General features: G+C 63.4%; 20 protein-coding genes. 17 read left to right on the top strand and 3 right to left on the bottom strand.

The genetic code is table 11. From position 1 onward, the window contains the following. Positions 1 to 25: 25 nt before the first annotated feature. The 12 genes from P3R38_RS02095 (at position 26) to P3R38_RS02040 (ending at position 11,881) form a co-directional block, all read left to right on the top strand. Positions 26 to 595, top strand: coding sequence for a YqgE/AlgH family protein (locus P3R38_RS02095; protein ID WP_023378333.1), 570 nt, complete (start codon positions 26 to 28; stop codon positions 593 to 595). Then, entirely contained in the window at positions 595 to 1,020 is a 426-nt protein-coding gene (gene ruvX, locus P3R38_RS02090) for a Holliday junction resolvase RuvX (RefSeq protein WP_023378332.1), read from the top strand. Before P3R38_RS02095 ends, ruvX begins: the two co-directional genes overlap by 1 nt. 48 nt (positions 1,021 to 1,068) lie before the next feature. Further along, positions 1,069 to 1,587 carry a bifunctional pyr operon transcriptional regulator/uracil phosphoribosyltransferase PyrR gene (gene pyrR / locus P3R38_RS02085; protein ID WP_023378331.1) on the top strand — a complete coding sequence of 173 codons (519 nt, stop codon included), beginning with the start codon at positions 1,069 to 1,071 and terminating at the stop codon, positions 1,585 to 1,587. A 12-nt stretch (positions 1,588 to 1,599) separates the two neighbouring features. Continuing rightward, positions 1,600 to 2,604, top strand: coding sequence for an aspartate carbamoyltransferase catalytic subunit (locus tag P3R38_RS02080; RefSeq protein ID WP_027907939.1), 1,005 nt, complete (start codon positions 1,600 to 1,602; stop codon positions 2,602 to 2,604). Then, positions 2,601 to 3,872 (top strand): dihydroorotase, encoded by a 1,272-nt coding sequence (locus tag P3R38_RS02075; RefSeq protein ID WP_023378329.1) that lies wholly within the window; start codon positions 2,601 to 2,603, stop codon positions 3,870 to 3,872. The genes P3R38_RS02080 and P3R38_RS02075 overlap by 4 nt, the downstream gene beginning before the upstream one ends. Before the next feature lie 213 nt (positions 3,873 to 4,085). After that, a complete protein-coding gene (gene hslV, locus P3R38_RS02070) occupies positions 4,086 to 4,616 on the top strand; it encodes an ATP-dependent protease subunit HslV (RefSeq protein WP_023378328.1) in 531 nt (176 codons plus the stop codon). A 76-nt stretch (positions 4,617 to 4,692) separates the two neighbouring features. Beyond that, positions 4,693 to 6,036 (top strand): ATP-dependent protease ATPase subunit HslU, encoded by a 1,344-nt coding sequence (hslU, locus tag P3R38_RS02065; protein ID WP_023378327.1) that lies wholly within the window; start codon positions 4,693 to 4,695, stop codon positions 6,034 to 6,036. A 143-nt stretch (positions 6,037 to 6,179) separates the two neighbouring features. Continuing rightward, positions 6,180 to 6,557, top strand: coding sequence for a DUF971 domain-containing protein (locus P3R38_RS02060; RefSeq protein ID WP_023378326.1), 378 nt, complete (start codon positions 6,180 to 6,182; stop codon positions 6,555 to 6,557). A 353-nt stretch (positions 6,558 to 6,910) separates the two neighbouring features. Further along, positions 6,911 to 8,590, top strand: a complete 1,680-nt coding sequence (gene phaC, locus P3R38_RS02055; protein WP_023378325.1) for a class II poly(R)-hydroxyalkanoic acid synthase — start codon at positions 6,911 to 6,913, stop codon at positions 8,588 to 8,590. 63 nt (positions 8,591 to 8,653) lie between these two features. Next, positions 8,654 to 9,505 carry a poly(3-hydroxyalkanoate) depolymerase gene (gene phaZ, locus P3R38_RS02050; protein ID WP_023378324.1) on the top strand — a complete coding sequence of 284 codons (852 nt, stop codon included), beginning with the start codon at positions 8,654 to 8,656 and terminating at the stop codon, positions 9,503 to 9,505. 65 nt (positions 9,506 to 9,570) lie between these two features. Next, on the top strand, positions 9,571 to 11,253 hold the full coding sequence (gene phaC, locus P3R38_RS02045; RefSeq protein WP_023378323.1) for a class II poly(R)-hydroxyalkanoic acid synthase: 1,683 nt from the start codon (positions 9,571 to 9,573) through the stop codon (positions 11,251 to 11,253). 13 nt (positions 11,254 to 11,266) lie between these two features. Next, positions 11,267 to 11,881, top strand: coding sequence for a TetR/AcrR family transcriptional regulator (locus P3R38_RS02040; protein ID WP_023378322.1), 615 nt, complete (start codon positions 11,267 to 11,269; stop codon positions 11,879 to 11,881). Positions 11,882 to 11,973: 92 nt separating this feature from the next. Here P3R38_RS02040 and P3R38_RS02035 read toward each other — a convergent pair whose 3' ends face one another. The 3 genes from P3R38_RS02035 to P3R38_RS02025 form a co-directional block, all read right to left on the bottom strand. After that, positions 11,974 to 12,762: a phasin family protein gene (locus tag P3R38_RS02035; protein ID WP_277686782.1), complete on the bottom strand. Its 789-nt coding sequence runs from the start codon at positions 12,760 to 12,762 to the stop codon at positions 11,974 to 11,976. A gap of 10 nt (positions 12,763 to 12,772) precedes the next feature. After that, positions 12,773 to 13,192 (bottom strand): phasin family protein, encoded by a 420-nt coding sequence (locus tag P3R38_RS02030; protein WP_023378320.1) that lies wholly within the window; start codon positions 13,190 to 13,192, stop codon positions 12,773 to 12,775. 139 nt (positions 13,193 to 13,331) lie between these two features. Beyond that, the gene (locus P3R38_RS02025) at positions 13,332 to 13,607 is read right to left on the bottom strand and encodes a polyhydroxyalkanoic acid system family protein (protein ID WP_023378319.1); all 276 of its coding nucleotides are present in this window, start codon (positions 13,605 to 13,607) and stop codon (positions 13,332 to 13,334) included. 123 nt (positions 13,608 to 13,730) lie between these two features. Between P3R38_RS02025 and ubiE the strand changes: the two genes are divergently transcribed. The 5 genes from ubiE to P3R38_RS02000 all read left to right on the top strand — a co-directional run bounded on the left by ubiE (position 13,731) and on the right by P3R38_RS02000 (position 17,543). Next, positions 13,731 to 14,501: a bifunctional demethylmenaquinone methyltransferase/2-methoxy-6-polyprenyl-1,4-benzoquinol methylase UbiE gene (gene ubiE, locus P3R38_RS02020; RefSeq protein ID WP_023378318.1), complete on the top strand. Its 771-nt coding sequence runs from the start codon at positions 13,731 to 13,733 to the stop codon at positions 14,499 to 14,501. Beyond that, positions 14,501 to 15,124, top strand: coding sequence for an SCP2 sterol-binding domain-containing protein (locus P3R38_RS02015; protein WP_027907938.1), 624 nt, complete (start codon positions 14,501 to 14,503; stop codon positions 15,122 to 15,124). The genes ubiE and P3R38_RS02015 overlap by 1 nt, the downstream gene beginning before the upstream one ends. Continuing rightward, on the top strand, positions 15,121 to 16,740 hold the full coding sequence (ubiB, locus tag P3R38_RS02010; RefSeq protein ID WP_023378316.1) for a ubiquinone biosynthesis regulatory protein kinase UbiB: 1,620 nt from the start codon (positions 15,121 to 15,123) through the stop codon (positions 16,738 to 16,740). The genes P3R38_RS02015 and ubiB overlap by 4 nt, the downstream gene beginning before the upstream one ends. 73 nt (positions 16,741 to 16,813) lie before the next feature. Next, positions 16,814 to 17,206, top strand: coding sequence for a phosphoribosyl-AMP cyclohydrolase (hisI, locus tag P3R38_RS02005; protein WP_023378315.1), 393 nt, complete (start codon positions 16,814 to 16,816; stop codon positions 17,204 to 17,206). Position 17,207: 1 nt separating this feature from the next. Continuing rightward, positions 17,208 to 17,543: a phosphoribosyl-ATP diphosphatase gene (locus P3R38_RS02000; protein WP_023378314.1), complete on the top strand. Its 336-nt coding sequence runs from the start codon at positions 17,208 to 17,210 to the stop codon at positions 17,541 to 17,543. Positions 17,544 to 17,643: the final 100 nt, after the last annotated feature.

Genomic DNA, 17,643 nt, shown 5'->3' with positions numbered 1-17,643 from the left:
GCCACCTGGCGCCACACTATCTCCCATGAAAACCCTCACTCCGAGCTACCTCAAGCACCAGTTCCTGATCGCCATGCCACACATGACCGATCCGAACTTTGCCCAGACCCTCACGTACATCGTCGAGCATAACGCCAATGGCGCCATGGGCCTGGTGGTCAACCGACCTCAGGAGCTGAACCTGGCCGACATTCTCGAGCAGTTGCGCCCGGACGAGGAGCCACCGGCCAGCACCTTGCAGGTGCCGATCTACCAAGGCGGCCCGGTGCAGACCGACCGAGGGTTCGTCCTGCACACCAACGAATGCAGCTTCCAGGCCACCGTCGCCCTCGACGGCCTGTCGCTGACCACTTCGCAGGACGTGCTGCTGGCCATCGCTGCCGGGGTGGGCCCTAAACAGAGTCTAATCACCCTGGGCTACGCGGGCTGGGAAGCTGGCCAGCTGGAGGCCGAACTGGCCGACAACGCCTGGCTCAACTGCCCCTTCGACCCCGAGATCATCTTTGGCCTGGCCAGCGACCTGCGGCTTGATGCCGCCGCCGCCAGCCTGGGGATCAACCTCAATCTGCTGACCAGCCAGGCGGGCCACGCCTGATGGCCGAACTTCGCCTGCTGCTGGGCTTCGACTACGGCAGTAAACAAATTGGCGTGGCAGTGGGCCAAGTGATCACCGGACAAGCCCGCGAGCTATGTGTGCTCAAGGCGCAGAACGGCGTACCGGACTGGAACCAGGTGGAGAAGCTGATCAAGGAATGGAAACCCGACGCCATCGTCGTCGGCCTGCCGCTGAACATGGACGGCACGCCCAGCGACATGAGCGAGCGTGCTGAAAAGTTTGCCCGCCGCCTCAATGGCCGCTTCAACCTGCCCGTGCACACCCACGATGAACGCCTGACTACCTTTGAAGCCAAAGGCGAGCAGATGGCCCGTGGCGGCCGGCACGGCAGCTACCGCGACAACCCGGTCGATGCCATCGCCGCTGCCCTGCTGCTGCAAGGCTGGCTGGAGGCCAACACTTAAATCCGCTTTGCCGCCGGGCCAACCCGGCGCCCTCCCAAGGAGCACGCAATGAGCCTACCCAACCCCGCCGAGCTGATCCGGCAGATGGCTGTCGATCTTCGCGCCCATCTGGCCCGCCGCGCCATTACCGAACCCCGCTTCATCGGCATCCGCACGGGCGGTGTCTGGGTAGCCCAGGCCCTGCAGCAGGAAATGGGTGATAGCAGCCCACTGGGGACCCTGGATGTCTCGTTCTACCGTGACGACTTCAGCCAGAACGGCCTGCATCCGCAGGTGCGGCCGTCCGAGCTGCCGTTCGAGGTCGAAGGCCAGCATCTGGTGCTGATCGATGACGTGCTGATGAGCGGCCGCACCATCCGCGCCGCCCTCAACGAACTGTTCGACTACGGCCGCCCGGCCAGCGTGACACTGGTCTGCCTGGTCGATCTCGACGCCGGTGAACTGCCGATCCGCCCGAACGTGCTCGGTGCCACCCTGTCGCTGGCCCCCAATGAGCGGGTAAAATTGACCGGACCCGCACCGCTCGCACTCGAGCGCCAGGACCTCGCCACCGCTTCCGCCCTTTAAGAGTCCCCCGCGATGACGCCACTCGACGCCAAGCGCCCGCTGCAGCTCAATGATCAGGGCCAGCTGCGCCACTTCCTCTCGCTCGACGGTTTGCCCCGCGAACTGCTGACCGAGATCCTCGACACTGCCGACTCCTTCCTGGAAGTCGGCGCCCGGGCCGTCAAGAAAGTTCCTTTGCTGCGCGGCAAGACCGTGTGCAACGTGTTCTTCGAGAACTCCACCCGAACCCGCACCACCTTCGAACTGGCTGCCCAACGCCTGTCGGCTGACGTGATCAGCCTCAACGTATCGACCTCCTCGACCAGCAAGGGCGAGACCCTGTTCGACACCCTGCGCAACCTCGAAGCGATGGCCGCCGACATGTTCGTCGTACGCCACTCCGACTCCGGTGCCGCCCACTTCATCGCCGAGCATGTCTGCCCGGATGTCGCGGTGATCAACGGCGGTGACGGCCGCCATGCACACCCCACCCAGGGCATGCTCGACATGCTCACCATCCGCCGCCACAAAGGCAGCTTCGAGAACCTTTCGGTGGCCATCGTCGGCGATATCCTGCATTCGCGCGTCGCCCGCTCCGACATGCTGGCGCTCAAGGCCCTGGGCTGCCCGGACATCCGCGTGGTCGGCCCGAAAACCCTGATTCCGATCGGCATCGAGCAATACGGCGTGAAGGTCTACACCGACCTCGCCGAAGGCCTGAAGGATGTCGACGTGGTGATCATGCTGCGCCTTCAGCGCGAGCGCATGGCCGGTGGCCTGCTGCCCAGCGAAGGCGAGTTCTACCGTTTGTTCGGCCTGACCACCGCTCGTCTGGCCACCGCCAAGCCCGACGCCATCGTCATGCACCCGGGGCCGATCAACCGCGGCGTGGAAATCGAGTCGGCAGTGGCCGATGGCAAACACTCGGTGATCCTCAATCAGGTCACCTACGGCATCGCCGTGCGCATGGCCGTGCTGTCCATGGCCATGAGCGGGCAGAACGCGCAACGTCAACTCGACCAGGAGAACGCCCAGTGACCATCAGTATTCTCGGCGCCCGGGTCATCGATCCCAAGACTGGCCTGGACCAGGTCACCGACCTGCACCTGGACGGTGGCCGCATCGCTGCCATCGGGGCGGCACCGGCAGGTTTCAGCGCCAGCCGCACGATCCAGGCCGACGGCCTGGTCGCCGCGCCCGGCCTGGTAGACCTGGGTGTTTCGCTGCGCGAACCGGGCTACAGCCGCAAAGGCAACATTGCCAGTGAAACCCGTGCGGCCGTGGCTGGCGGCGTGACCAGCCTGTGCTGCCCGCCACAAACCCGCCCAGTGCTGGACACTTCGGCGGTGGCCGAACTGATCCTCGACCGCGCGCGCGAGGCAGGCAACAGCAAGGTCTACCCCATCGGCGCCCTGACCAAAGGCCTGGAAGGCGAGCAACTGGCCGAGCTGGTGGCCCTGCGCGACACCGGTTGCGTAGCCTTCGGCAACGGCCTCAAGGAAATCCCCAACAACCGCACCCTGGCTCGTGCCTTGGAGTACGCCGCCACCTTCGACCTGACAGTGGTGTTCCACTCCCAGGACCGCGACCTGGCCCAAGGCGGCCTGGCTCACGAAGGCGCCATGGCAAGCTTCCTCGGCTTGCCGGGCATCCCGGAAACCGCCGAGACCGTTGCCCTGGCGCGCAACCTGCTGCTGGTCGAGCAGACCGGCGTGCGTGCGCACTTCACCCAGATCACCAGCGCCCGCGGCGCCCGGCTGATCGCCCAGGCGCAGCAGTTGGGGCTGCCGGTGACCGCTGACGTGGCACTGTACCAGTTGATTCTCACCGACGAATCGCTGCGAGATTTCTCCAGCCTGTACCACGTACAACCGCCGCTGCGCACCGCCGCTGACCGCGATGGCCTGCGCGAGGCGGTCAAGTCGGGGGTGATCCAGGCGATCTCCAGCCACCACCAACCCCACGAACGTGACGCCAAGCTGGCCCCCTTCGGCGCGACCGAGCCAGGCATCAGCAGCGTCGAGCTTTTGCTGCCACTGGCCATGACCCTGGTTGACGACGGCCTGCTGGATCTGCCGACCCTGCTGGCTCGCCTGACCAGTGGCCCGGCTGCAGCCCTGCGCCTGCCGGCCGGTGAGCTCAAAGCAGGCGGCGCGGCCGACCTGGTGCTGTTCGATCCCAAAGCGTCGACGGTTGCTGGCGAACAGTGGTTCTCCCGGGGTGAGAACTGTCCGTTCATCGGCCACTGCCTGCCGGGTGCGGTGCGTTATACCTTGGTCGATGGGCACCTCTGCCACGAGGCCTGAGTCAAGACATTCGCGGGCAAACCCGCTTCTACTGGGACACGGCTGTTTTCAAGGGCAGCGCAAGACCTGTAGGAGCGGGTTTACCCGCGAATGATCCGACACAGGCCTACCTGCCAAGCCTGACCATTCATCCCCCGCGGTTGAAATCCTTCCCCACACCCCCATATGAGTCTGCATCAGGCACTTTCGCCCCGCTGCGTGGAGACTCTCCCCTTGACCACCATCGTTTCTGTCCGCCGTAACGGCAAAGTCGTCATGGGCGGCGACGGCCAGGTATCCCTTGGCAACACCGTGATGAAAGGCAATGCCAAGAAGGTGCGCCGCCTGTACCACGGACAGGTCATCGCGGGCTTCGCTGGCGCCACTGCCGACGCCTTCACCCTGTTCGAGCGCTTCGAAGGCCAGCTGGAAAAGCACCAAGGCCATTTGATCCGCGCCGCCGTCGAGCTGGCCAAGGAATGGCGTACCGACCGCTCCCTGAGCCGCCTGGAAGCCATGCTGGCCGTCGCCAACAAGGACGCCTCCCTGATCATCACCGGCAACGGCGACGTAGTCGAACCCGAAGATGGCCTGATCGCCATGGGTTCCGGCGGCGCCTACGCCCAGGCCGCAGCCCGCGCCCTGCTGGACAAGACCGACCTTTCGGCGCGCGAGATCGCCGAATCCGCCCTGAACATCGCCGCCGACATCTGCGTGTTCACCAACCATAACCTGACCATCGAGGAGCAGGACCTGGCCGAGTAATCAGTTGTTCTGGCGCCCCCTCCCGGTGATGGGGCTTTTCCACACTGAACCACTCCGCCCAAGGACCGTTTTGACCATGTCCATGACCCCCCGCGAGATCGTCCACGAACTCAACCGCCACATCATCGGCCAGGACGACGCCAAGCGCGCCGTGGCGATCGCCCTGCGCAACCGCTGGCGGCGCATGCAGCTGCCCGCCGAGCTGCGCGCCGAGGTAACCCCGAAGAACATCCTGATGATCGGCCCTACCGGCGTCGGCAAGACCGAAATCGCCCGCCGACTGGCCAAGCTGGCCAACGCGCCGTTCCTCAAGGTCGAAGCTACCAAGTTCACCGAGGTGGGCTATGTGGGCCGCGATGTCGAATCGATCATCCGCGACTTGGCCGATGCCGCCCTGAAGATGCTGCGCGAGCAAGAGATCATCCGCGTGCGCCACCGCGCCGAAGACGCTGCCGAAGATCGCATCCTCGACGCACTGCTGCCGCAAGCCCGTGTCAGCAGCTTCGCCGAAGAGGCCGCACAGACCAGCACCGACTCCAACACCCGCCAGCTGTTCCGCAAGCGCCTGCGCGAAGGCCAGCTGGACGACAAGGAAATCGAGATCGAAGTGGCTGACTCCATGGGCGTCGAAATCGCCGCGCCGCCGGGCATGGAAGAGATGACCAACCAGCTGCAAAGCCTGTTCGCCAACATGGGCAAGGGCAAGCGCAAGTCGCGCAAGCTCAAGGTCAAGGAAGCGCTTAAGATGGTGCGCGACGAAGAGGCGAGCCGCCTGGTCAACGAGGAAGAGCTCAAGGCCAAGGCTCTGGAAGCGGTCGAACAGCACGGCATCGTGTTCATCGACGAAATCGACAAGGTGGCCAAGCGTGGCAACGTCGGCGGTGCCGATGTGTCCCGTGAAGGCGTGCAGCGCGACCTGCTGCCGCTGATCGAAGGCTGCACCGTCAATACCAAGCTGGGCATGGTCAAGACCGACCACATCCTGTTCATTGCCTCAGGTGCGTTCCACCTGAGCAAGCCAAGCGACCTGGTGCCCGAGCTGCAAGGCCGTCTGCCGATCCGCGTGGAGCTCAAGGCGCTGACCCCGGAAGACTTCGAGCGCATCCTGCAAGAGCCGCACGCATCGCTGACCGAGCAGTACGCCGCGCTGCTGAAAACCGAAGGCCTGAACATCGAGTTCGCCGCCGACGGCATCAAGCGCCTGGCCGAGATCGCCTACCAAGTCAACGAGAAGACCGAGAACATCGGTGCCCGTCGCCTGCACACCCTGCTCGAGCGCCTGCTCGAAGAGGTGTCGTTCAGTGCCGGCGATCTGGCCAGCGCCCATGACGAGACGCCGATCAAGATCGACGCAGCTTACGTCAATGGCCACCTGGGTGAGCTGGCGCAGAACGAAGACCTGTCGCGCTACATCCTGTAAGACTGGCAACTGCATCAAGGCTAAACCCGCCGCCATAGGATCACCCGTGAGCCTGTGGCGGTGGGTTTAGCCGCGAATGGGCCCTTGAATCCCTGCAGCGGAAGCTGGAAGCTAGCGATATCCGCGTCCGAGAGATTCGCCCCATGGCCCGCCTGCCCACCGCCATCAACCTGCACAAAGCTTCGAAAACCCTCAGCCTCACCTACGGCCCCGACGAGGTCTACCACCTGCCTGCCGAATTCCTGCGGGTGCACTCCCCCTCCGCCGAGGTCCAGGGCCACGGCAATCCCATCTTGCAATTTGGCAAGATCAACGTCGGTCTGGTCGGTTTGGAACCGGCGGGTCAATATGCACTGAAATTGACCTTCGACGACGGGCATGACAGCGGTTTGTTCACTTGGGAGTACCTCGAGCAACTGTGCCTGCGCCAGGAACAACTCTGGGCCGAGTACCTGGATGAACTGCACAAGGCCGGAAAATCCCGCGATCCCTCGGAATCCGTCGTCAAGCTGATGCTCTAGCTCAATGGCCGCACGCATTAGAGCGCATTTTCTAATCTCATCTGCTTGAATGCCTTAGTGACGACCCGCTACGGGTTGTCTTGCGCATTACATGAAAGTCGGGTAACCAATGGAGCTGGCAAGTTCCCTGCATCGCTATTCATGCGTTCGGGGGAGAGGCTGGTTGTTGTAGAGGTCGCGAGCGAAAGCAGGCTGTCTTCACACGCAGAATCCCCGCAGCTCATCACCGACACGCACCCGGTCGCAGTACCGCTGTTCCTTATCACTGGTCAACCGAGTAGTAGTACCGGGCTGTCGTCCGTGCACCTGTCACGGAAAACCGGTACGCGTCTCAGGACAACGGAGCGTCGTAGATGAGTAACAAGAACAACGATGAGTTGCAGCGGCAAGCCTCGGAAAACACCCTGGGGTTGAACCCGGTCATCGGCATTCGCCGCAAGGACCTGCTGAGCTCTGCTCGTACCGTACTGCGCCAGGCGGTGCGCCAACCCCTGCACAGTGCCAAGCACGTGGCGCATTTCGGCCTGGAATTGAAAAACGTGTTGCTGGGCAAGTCCGCCCTGAAACCCGAGAACGACGACCGTCGCTTCACCGATCCGGCCTGGAGCAACAACCCACTGTACCGTCGTTACCTGCAGACCTACCTGGCCTGGCGCAAGGAGCTGCACGACTGGATCGGTGAAAGCGACCTGTCCCCGCAAGACATCAGTCGCGGCCAGTTCGTCATCAACCTGATGACCGAAGCGATGGCGCCGACCAATACCCTGTCCAACCCGGCAGCAGTCAAACGCTTCTTCGAAACCGGCGGCAAGAGCCTGCTCGATGGCCTGTCCAATCTGGCCAAGGACCTCGTGCACAATGGCGGCATGCCCAGCCAGGTGAACATGAAGGCGTTCGAAGTCGGCAAGAACCTCGGCACCAGCGAGGGGGCGGTGGTGTACCGCAACGACGTGCTGGAGCTGATCCAGTACAGCCCGATCACCGAACAGGTGCACAGTCGCCCGCTGCTGGTGGTACCGCCGCAGATCAACAAGTTCTATGTCTTCGACCTGAGCCCGGAAAAGAGCCTGGCACGCTTCTGCCTGCGCTCCCAGCAGCAGACATTCATCATCAGCTGGCGCAACCCGACCAAGGCCCAGCGCGAATGGGGCCTGTCGACCTACATCGATGCGCTCAAGGAGGCGGTGGACGCCGTGCTGTCGATCACCGGCAGCAAGGACCTGAACATGCTCGGCGCCTGCTCCGGCGGCATCACCTGCACCGCGCTGGTCGGGCACTACGCCGCACTGGGTGAGAAGAAGGTCAATGCCCTGACCTTGCTGGTCAGTGTGCTGGACACCACGGTGGACAACCAGGTCGCGCTGTTCGTCGACGAGCAGACCCTCGAGTCGGCCAAGCGCCACTCCTACCAGGCCGGCGTGCTCGAAGGCAGCGACATGGCCAAGGTCTTCGCCTGGATGCGCCCCAACGACCTGATCTGGAACTACTGGGTCAACAACTACCTGCTGGGCAACGAGCCACCGGTGTTCGACATCCTGTTCTGGAACAACGACACCACGCGCCTGCCGGCCGCCTTCCACGGCGACCTCATCGAGATGTTCAAGAACAACCCGCTGACCCGCCCCGACGCGCTGGAAGTGTGCGGCACAGCCATCGACCTGAAACAGGTCAAATGCGATATCTATAGCCTTGCCGGTACTGCCGACCACATCACGCCATGGCAGTCATGCTACCGCTCGGCGCATCTGTTCGGTGGCAAGATCGAGTTCGTGCTTTCCAGCAGCGGCCATATCCAGAGCATTCTCAACCCGCCGGGCAACCCCAAGGCGCGCTTCATGACCGGTGCCGACCGCCCCGGCGACCCACTGGCCTGGCAGGAAAACGCCACCAAGCACGCCGACTCCTGGTGGCTGCACTGGCAAAGCTGGCTGGGCGAGCGTGCAGGCGAGCTCAAGAAAGCACCGACGCGCCTTGGCAACCGCACCTACGCTGCCGGGGAGGCATCGCCAGGCACCTACGTCCACGAACGTTAAGTTGCACAGCCGTGGCCACCGAGCGGTGAGCCACGGCGCTACTTTCACCACAGAGTCACGCGCATGCCGCAACCTTACATATTCAGGACTGTCGAGCTGGACAACCAGTCCATCCGCACCGCCGTCCGACCAGGCAAGCCGCACTTGACGCCGTTGCTGATATTCAATGGCATCGGTGCCAACCTGGAACTGGTGTTTCCGTTCATCGAGGCCCTGGACCCAGACCTGGAAGTCATCGCCTTCGATGTGCCCGGCGTCGGGGGTTCGTCGACCCCACGCCACCCCTATCGCTTTCCCGGCTTGGCCAAGCTTACTGCACGCATGCTCGACTACCTCGACTATGGCCAAGTCAACGTCATCGGAGTGTCCTGGGGCGGAGCGCTTGCCCAGCAATTCGCTCATGACTACCCCGAGCGCTGCAAGAAACTGGTGCTGGCGGCGACTGCCGCGGGCGCGGTGATGGTGCCAGGCAAGCCCAAGGTGTTGTGGATGATGGCCAGTCCCCGGCGCTACGTGCAGCCTTCCCATGTAATCCGCATCGCACCGTTGATCTACGGCGGCGGTTTTCGCCGCGACCCTGAACTGGCCATGCACCATGCCGCCAAGGTTCGCTCCGGCGGCAAGATGGGCTACTACTGGCAACTGTTCGCGGGGCTTGGCTGGACCAGCATTCACTGGCTGCACAAGATCAGCCAGCCCACGCTGGTACTGGCAGGCGACGACGACCCACTGATCCCGCTGATCAACATGCGTTTGCTGGCCTGGCGAATTCCCAACGCCGAGCTACACATAATCGACGATGGCCACCTGTTCCTGATTACACGGGCAGAAGCCGTGGCCCCGATCATCATGAAGTTCCTCCACGAAGAACGCCAACGGGCAGTCATGCACCCTCGGCCCGCCTCTGGTGGCTGAGCAGCGCGCTGCGCTCTTGTTTGTACGGCGTGAAGGTGAGAACGGTTCAACGAGGGAGTGTTGACATGAAAGAGAAACCGGAAAGAGGGACGATCCACGCTCCCGTGAGCAGCATGAACGTGCAGAGCGCCATCGTCGGCCTGCGTGGTCGCGACCTGATTTCCACCCTGCGCCATGTCGGGCGCCATGGCCTGCGCAACCCGCTGCATACCGCACGCCACCTGCTGGCCTTGGGTGGCCAGCTGGGACGGGTGATGCTCGGCGATACGCCCAACCAGCCCAACCCCCGCGATAACCGCTTCAGCGATCCGACCTGGAGCCAGAATCCGCTCTACAGTCGTGGCCTGCAAGCCTACCTGGCCTGGCAGAAGCAAACCCGCCTCTGGATCGAAGACAGTTCACTGTCCGATGACGACCGGGCTCGCGCGCAGTTTCTGTTCACCTTGATCAACGATGCCCTGGCGCCAAGCAACTCGCTGCTCAACCCGCTGGCGGTGAAAGAACTGCTCAATACTGGCGGCCAAAGCCTGTTAAGGGGCGTGTCCCACCTGCTCGACGACCTGCGCCACAACGACGGTCTGCCACGCCAGGTCGACGAACGCGCCTTCGAAGTCGGCGGCAACCTGGCTTCGACCCCGGGCGCAGTGGTGTTTCGCAATGAGCTGCTGGAGCTGATCCAGTACAAGCCAATGAGCGAGAAGCAGCATGCACGGCCACTACTGGTGGTACCGCCGCAGATCAACAAGTTCTACATCTTCGACCTGGGGCCGACCAACAGCTTCGTCCAGTACATGCTCAAGAATGGTCTGCAGGTATTCATGATCAGCTGGCGCAACCCCGACCCACGCCACCGCGAATGGGGGCTGTCCACCTACGTCCAGGCCGTCGAAGAAGCGCTCAATGCCTGCCGCAGTATCAGCGGCAACCGTGACCCCAACCTGATGGGCGCCTGCGCGGGTGGCCTGACCATGGCGGCGTTGCAGGGCCACCTGCAAGCCAAGCATCAGTTGCGCCGGGTACGCAGCGCGACTTACCTGGTCAGCCTGCTCGACAGCAAGTTCGACAGCCCGGCCAGCCTGTTCGCAGACGAGCAGACCATCGAGGCAGCCAAACGCCGCTCGTACCAACGTGGCGTCCTCGATGGCGCCGAGGTAGCGCGGATCTTCGCCTGGATGCGGCCCAACGACCTGATCTGGAACTACTGGGTCAACAACTATCTGCTCGGCAAGGCCCCACCGGCCTTCGACATCCTCTACTGGAACGCCGACAGCACGCGCCTACCCGCCGCGCTGCATGGCGACCTGCTGGACTTCTTCAAACACAATCCACTGACCCACCCTGCGGGGCTGGAAGTGTGTGGCACGCCCATCGACCTCAAGCAGGTCGATCTCGACAGTTTTACCGTGGCTGGCAGCAACGACCACATCACCCCGTGGGACGCGGTGTACCGATCGGCGTTGCTGCTGGGGGGCGAGCGGCGCTTCGTGCTGGCCAACAGCGGGCACATCCAGAGCATCATCAACCCGCCTGGCAACCCCAAGTCCTACTACCTGGACAACCCAAAGCTCTCCAGCGACCCTCGCGCCTGGTTCCATGACGCCAAGCGCAGCGATGGCAGCTGGTGGCCGCTGTGGCTGGAATGGATCACACCGCGTTCCGGCCCGCTCAAGGCCCCGCGCCTGGAGCTAGGCAACAGCACCTATCCACCGCTGGGCCCCGCGCCAGGCAGCTACGTACTGGCACGCTGAGCACCTTGACCGGATGAAGACCCGCGACCGTATCCTCGAATGCGCCCTGCAGTTGTTCAACCAGCAGGGCGAACCCAATGTCTCGACCCTTGAGATCGCCAACGAACTGGGCATCAGTCCCGGCAACCTGTACTACCACTTCCATGGCAAGGAGCCACTGGTGATTGGGTTGTTCGAGCGCTTCGAAGAGGAACTGCTGCCGCTGCTCGATCCTCCGCTGGATGTACGTCTGGACGCCGAGGACTATTGGCTGTTCCTGCACCTGATCGTCGAGCGCATGGCCCAGTACCGGTTTCTGTTCCAAGACTTGTCGAATCTGATCGGACGCCTGCCGAAGCTGGCCCGTGGCATCCGCAGCCTGATCAATGCCCTCAAGCGCACGCTCGCTGCCTTGCTGGCCAGCCTCAAGGCCCAGGGGCAGGTCGTCAGCGAAACGCAGGCGTTGGGGCAACTGGTGGAACAGATCACCCTGACCTTGATGTGTTCGCTGGATTACCAGCGGGTACTAGGCCGGGAAGGCGATGTGGGGATCGTGGTCTACCAGGTGATGATGCTAGTGGCGCCGCATTTGCAGCCACCCGCGCGCGTGGCGGCAGAACAGTTGGCGGTGCGGTATCTGGAAGGATGAAAGCGAGCACAAGGGTTGACGCGATCGCTGGCAAGCCGGCTCCTACGGTTCAGGTGTAGGCGCTGGCTTGCCGGCGATGGCACGGCGCGGTATCAGGCCTGGCCGACCACGCTCAGCGGCGCCGACGGCGTGCTGCTGGCCGCAGTGGCAGCAGGCGCCGGAGCGGCGGTAGCGGCCGGAGCAGCGCTCGCAGCGGGTGCTGCTGGCTTAGCGGCGGCCGGTTTGGCCGGGGGCTTCTTCGCTGCCGGTTTCTTCGCGGCAGCAGGCTTGGCGGCCGCAGGCTTGGTAGCCGGCTTCGCTGCTGGCTTGGCTGCTGCTGGTTTGGCAGCTGCTGGTTTGGCTGCAGCGGTCTTGGCGGCGGGTTTGGCAGCTACGGTTTTCGCCGCAGGCTTGGCAGCAGCCTTGGCCAACGGCTTGGCCGCTGTCTTGGTTGCGGAAGCCTTGCTGGCCGCGCTACGGGAGGAGATCGGGGTGACGGACGCACCAGTCAGTTTCTCGATCTGCTTGGTCAGACTGTCCACCTGCTGGTGCAGGGCCTTGATCTCGTTGCGGCTCGGCACGCCCAGACGCGAGATGGCACTGTTCAGGCGCTTGTCGAAGGCTTCCTCGAGCTCGCTCCACTTGCCCAAGGCACGGTCCTTGACGCCGGACACACGCGAGGTGGTGGTGGACTTGGCGCTTTCCGCCACGTCTTCAGCGGTCTTCTTGGCCTGCTTCTCAGCCTTCTCGCCGTCCTTCACCAGCGAGTCGAACAGCTTGGGGCCATCCTGGTCGATCTTCGAATAGATACCCAGGCCTGCCAGCCAGATCTTGCGGGAGTACTTTTCGATCCCGCCGATCCAGGAGCTGCTTTCTTTGTCGGTACTCTTCTTGCCAGCCATCCTGCTCTCCTTATGGTTTGTGCGCGACGCGCTCGAGCAGCTCATGAAGCTGTTCAAGCTTGATGGACAGCGCCTCAACGTCATGTTTAGACGGAATGCCGAGGCGATTCAAGGCGCGACCGACGCGTGCGTCGAAGGCCTTTTCGATTTTGTCGAGTTGAACTTCGACTTTGCCACGTACGCGACTCACTTCCTCGGTGGCCTCGTCGATGTGGCTGTTGGCGGCATCGAGCTCTTTGTCGATGCGCTTCTTGCCACGTTTCTCGACGCCTTCACCGGCTTTTACCAGCTCCTTGAAGTAATCGGAGCCTTCCTGGCCGACACGGGCGTAAGCGCCGATGCCCGCCAGCCAGATCTTGCGTGCGTAGCCGCGTACCTCGCCCAAGGTACCCAGGACTTCGTCCTTTTTCTTCACGTTCACTTTGGCCATGCTCTGTACCTCATGCTCATGAGTGGAGGGAGGATGAGCCCATGGGGGTGGGCTTGAGCATAAGGTAGGGGGTGAAATTAGAATCTTCACCCTAAGGTGGGGCGGTGGTACTGGCGAGGGCACCGCCCTGGCCGTGGAATCAGGCCAACGCCTTGTCCAGCGCCCGCTCGATCTCGCTTTTGATGGTGCTGCCCATGATCGACAGCATCATGCCCAGCTTCAGTTCGACCCGAATGGTGTCCTCGCCGATATGGACGCTGCCATTGGCGCCGCTGCGCGTCACATCGACGCGGTCACCGTTCCAGTTGGCCTTGAGGTCGTATTCGCGGGACAGCTTTTCCACCAGCGCTTGGGCCTTGGCGCGGGCGGCTTCGCGGCCGAGGGAGTGCTTGCGTTCAACGCTGATCTGGGTCATGGGGACGATCCTGGATATGAGACATGCTCGCCATTATGCCCGTCCCCTCCCCCAGGCACACCCCGCCAAGACAAATCCGCCCGTTCGCCCTAGAATGGCGGTAATTTTTTCCGGTGAAGCGATATGAACGACCAGCGCAAAGGCGAACACGCCGAACCCACCACCCATTTCGGCTACCAGGACGTGCCTGAAAGCCAAAAAGCGAAGAAGGTCGCCGAGGTGTTCCACTCGGTGGCGGCCAAGTACGACTTGATGAACGATGTGCTGTCCGGCGGCATGCACCGCCTGTGGAAGCGCTTCACCATCGAGCTGTCGGGCGTGCGCAGCGGCAACCGCGTGCTGGACATCGCTGGCGGGACCGGCGATCTGGCGGCCAAGTTTTCCCGTCTCGTGGGCCCTACCGGCCAGGTGGTGCTCGCCGACATCAACGAATCGATGCTCAAGGTCGGCCGCGACCGCCTGCTCGACCGTGGTGTTGCCGGCAACATCGAGTTCGTCCAGGCCGATGCCGAGAAGCTGCCGTTCCCCGACAACCACTTCGACTGCGTGACCATTGCCTTTGGTCTGCGTAACGTCACCCACAAGGACGAAGCCCTGCGTTCGATGCTGCGCGTGCTCAAGCCCGGTGGTCGCCTGTTGGTACTGGAGTTCTCCAAGCCGACCAACAAGCTGATGTCCAAGGCCTACGACGCCTACTCGTTCGCCTTCATGCCACTGGCCGGCAAGCTGATCACCAACGACTCGGAGAGCTATCGCTACCTGGCCGAGTCGATCCGCATGCACCCCGACCAGGAAACCCTGAAGGCCATGATGGTCGATGCCGGTTTCGACCGCGTCACCTACCACAACATGACCAGCGGTATCGTTGCCGTGCACCGGGGAATCAAGCCCTGATGTTGCTGGCCGGGCTGCTCGCCAGCGTCGAACATGGCCTGAACCGCGTCCTGCGCATGGACAGCACCGCCCTGCCGCGGCTGGCTGCGCTGGAAGGCAAGGTCATCGAAATCGACTGTCGCCAACCCGCCCTGCAGGTATTCATCCTGCCGGACGAGGAAGGCCTGATGCTCGCAGCCCACTGGGAGGGCGAGGTCGACTGCAGCCTTCGCGCCCCGGCGGGCAGCCTGGCCCAACTGGCTCTGGCCAAAGACAAGAACGCCGTGCTGCACAGCCCACAGGTCGAATTGCATGGTGACAGTGCCGTGCTGCTCGACCTGGTCGGGGTGCTGCAGGACCTGGAACTGGACTGGGAGTTCGAGCTGTCGCGCTGGCTGGGACCAGTGGCCACCTCGCTGCTCGCAGGCCACCTTCGTCTGCGCGCGCGCTGGACCCGCCAAGGCCTGACCCGCTTCAGCCAGAACCTGTCCGAGTACCTGGCCGAAGAGTCGCGCACCCTCGTGGGCAAGCGCGAAGCCGAAGCCGCCTTCAGCGAGCTCGACGCCCTTAAAGTCGACATCGAACGCCTCGAGGCGCGCCTCCAGCGCCTTTCCCGAACCCTTGATACCAGCGATAAAGCATGAAGCTGCTTGCCGTCCGCCGTCTGTTGCGCATCCAGCGCGTCGTGATCCGCTACCGCCTCGATGACCTGCTGTTCGACCTGCCCCTGCCCTGGTGGCTGATGAGCCTGCGCCTGCTGATGCCTTGGCGCTGGCTGCCGCGCAAGCCTTCCGAGCTCAGCCGTGGTGCGCGCCTGCGCCTGGCCTTGCAAGACCTGGGGCCGATCTTCATCAAGTTCGGCCAGTTGCTCTCCACCCGCCGCGACCTGCTGCCCACCGACATCGCCGACGAGCTGATGCTGCTGCAGGACCGTGTCCCGCCCTTCGACCCGAAAAAGGCCGTGGCCCTGATCGAAGAGCAACTGGGCGCCCGGGTCAGCGATGTGTTCAGTCGCTTCGATGTCGAGCCCCTGGCCTCGGCATCGGTGGCCCAGGTGCACGCCGCGCGCTTGAAAACCGGCGAAGAGGTGGTGGTCAAAGTGGTACGCCCCGGCCTCAAGCCGGTGATTGCCCAGGACCTGGCGTGGCTGTTCCTGATCGCCAAGGGCGCCGAACGGGTGTCGGCCGATGCGCGCCGCCTGCACCCGGTGGAAGTGGTCAGCGATTACGAAAAAACCATCTACGACGAGCTCGACCTGCTCCGCGAGGCGGCCAATGCCAGCCAGTTGCGGCGTAATTTCGAGGGCTCGGAGCTGATGTACGTGCCCCAGGTCTACTGGGACCTGTGCCGCCCGAAGGTGCTGGTGATGGAGCGCATCTATGGCGTACCGGTGACCGACATGGTGACCTTGGCCGACCAGCGTACCGACATGAAGATGCTGGCCGAACGGGGTGTCGAGGTGTTCTTCACCCAGGTGTTCCGCGACAGTTTCTTCCATGCCGACATGCACCCAGGCAACATCTTCGTCAGCACGGTCAAGCCGTGGAGCCCGCAGTACATTGCCATCGACTGCGGCATCGTCGGCAGCCTCACCGCCGAGGACCAGGACTACCTGGCGCGCAACCTGATCGCCTTCTTCAAGCGTGACTACCGCCGTGTCGCGCAATTGCACATCGACTCTGGGTGGGTACCGGCGCACACCAAGGTCAATGAGTTCGAAGCAGCTATCCGCACCGTATGCGAACCGATCTTCGAGAAGCCACTCAAGGACATTTCCTTCGGCCAGGTACTGATGCGCCTGTTCCAGACCGCACGGCGCTTCAACATGGAAGTGCAACCGCAACTGGTGCTGCTGCAGAAGACCTTGCTCAACATCGAGGGCTTGGGCCGTCAGCTGTACCCGGACCTGGACCTGTGGAGCACCGCCAAGCCGTACCTGGAGCGTTGGATGCGCGAGCGCATGAGCCCCAAGGCGGTTCTGGGCAACCTGCACAGCCAGGTCGAGCAACTGCCGCACCTGGCCGACATGACCCGCGACTTGCTCGAACGCCTGTCACAACCGCACCTGCACGATCCGCAGTTGCCGGAGCGTCGTCGCCAGGGCGACCGCTGGGCGCTGCGCCTGCTCGGTGCGGGACTGCTCGGCGGTGGCGCGGTGTTGGCGGTGGGCGCTGCCGAGACTGCCAGCCTGGCCGCCCCTGTCGCCTGGCCGGCCTGGTTGATGCTGGCCGCGGGGCTTTACCTGATCGTGCGCCAATAGCCAGCAGCGTGGCTGGCTGGCACACTAGCGCAAAGGGCTCGGCACAGGCGCGGGCCCGGTTTTGGAGTCGACGATGAAAGACTGGCTGGACGAGATCAAGTGGAACAGCGATGGCCTGGTACCGGCAATCGCCCAGGACCATAAGACCGGACGCGTGCTGATGATGGCCTGGATGAACCGCGAATCGCTGGCCCTGACCGCCGCCGAACAACGCGCTATCTACTGGTCGCGCTCACGTGGCAAGCTGTGGCGCAAGGGCGAGGAGTCGGGCCATGTGCAAAAGCTGCACGAAATGCGCCTGGACTGCGATGCCGATGTGATCATCCTGATGGTCGAGCAACTGGGCCATATCGCCTGCCATACCGGACGCGAAAGCTGCTTCTACCGCGTCTACGAAGACGGCCAGTGGAAAACCGTCGACCCGGTCCTGAAGGACCCGCACGCCATCTACAGCGCAGGACACTGACATGAGCGACACCCTGAACCGCCTGGCCGAAGTGCTTGAGCAACGCAAGCAAGCGGCCCCCGACAGCTCTTACGTGGCCAGCCTGTACCACAAGGGCCTGAACAAGATCCTTGAGAAACTTGGCGAAGAGTCCGTCGAAACCATCATCGCTGCAAAGGATGCTGCCGTCAGCAAGGATTACAGCGATGTCATCTATGAAACCGCCGACTTGTGGTTTCATAGCCTGGTGATGCTCAGTGCGCTGGGCCAGCATCCGCAAGCCGTGCTCGATGAGCTGGAGCGCCGTTTCGGTCTTTCCGGGCATGACGAGAAGGCCGCGCGTCAGCCTTCTGCCTGATACGTTTTCGAGGGCGCTTGGCGCGCCTATCGTGGGGGCGGGTTTACCCGCGAAGAGTGCAACGCGGTGCATCGCCCGGCTTAGCCGGTGTTCGCGGGTG

This window comes from Pseudomonas sp. NyZ480 (assembly GCF_029537255.1).
GTDB lineage: Bacteria > Pseudomonadota > Gammaproteobacteria > Pseudomonadales > Pseudomonadaceae > Aquipseudomonas > Aquipseudomonas taiwanensis.
Note: the sequence above shows the minus strand (reverse complement) of the source record. Positions and strands in the feature narration are given on the sequence as shown.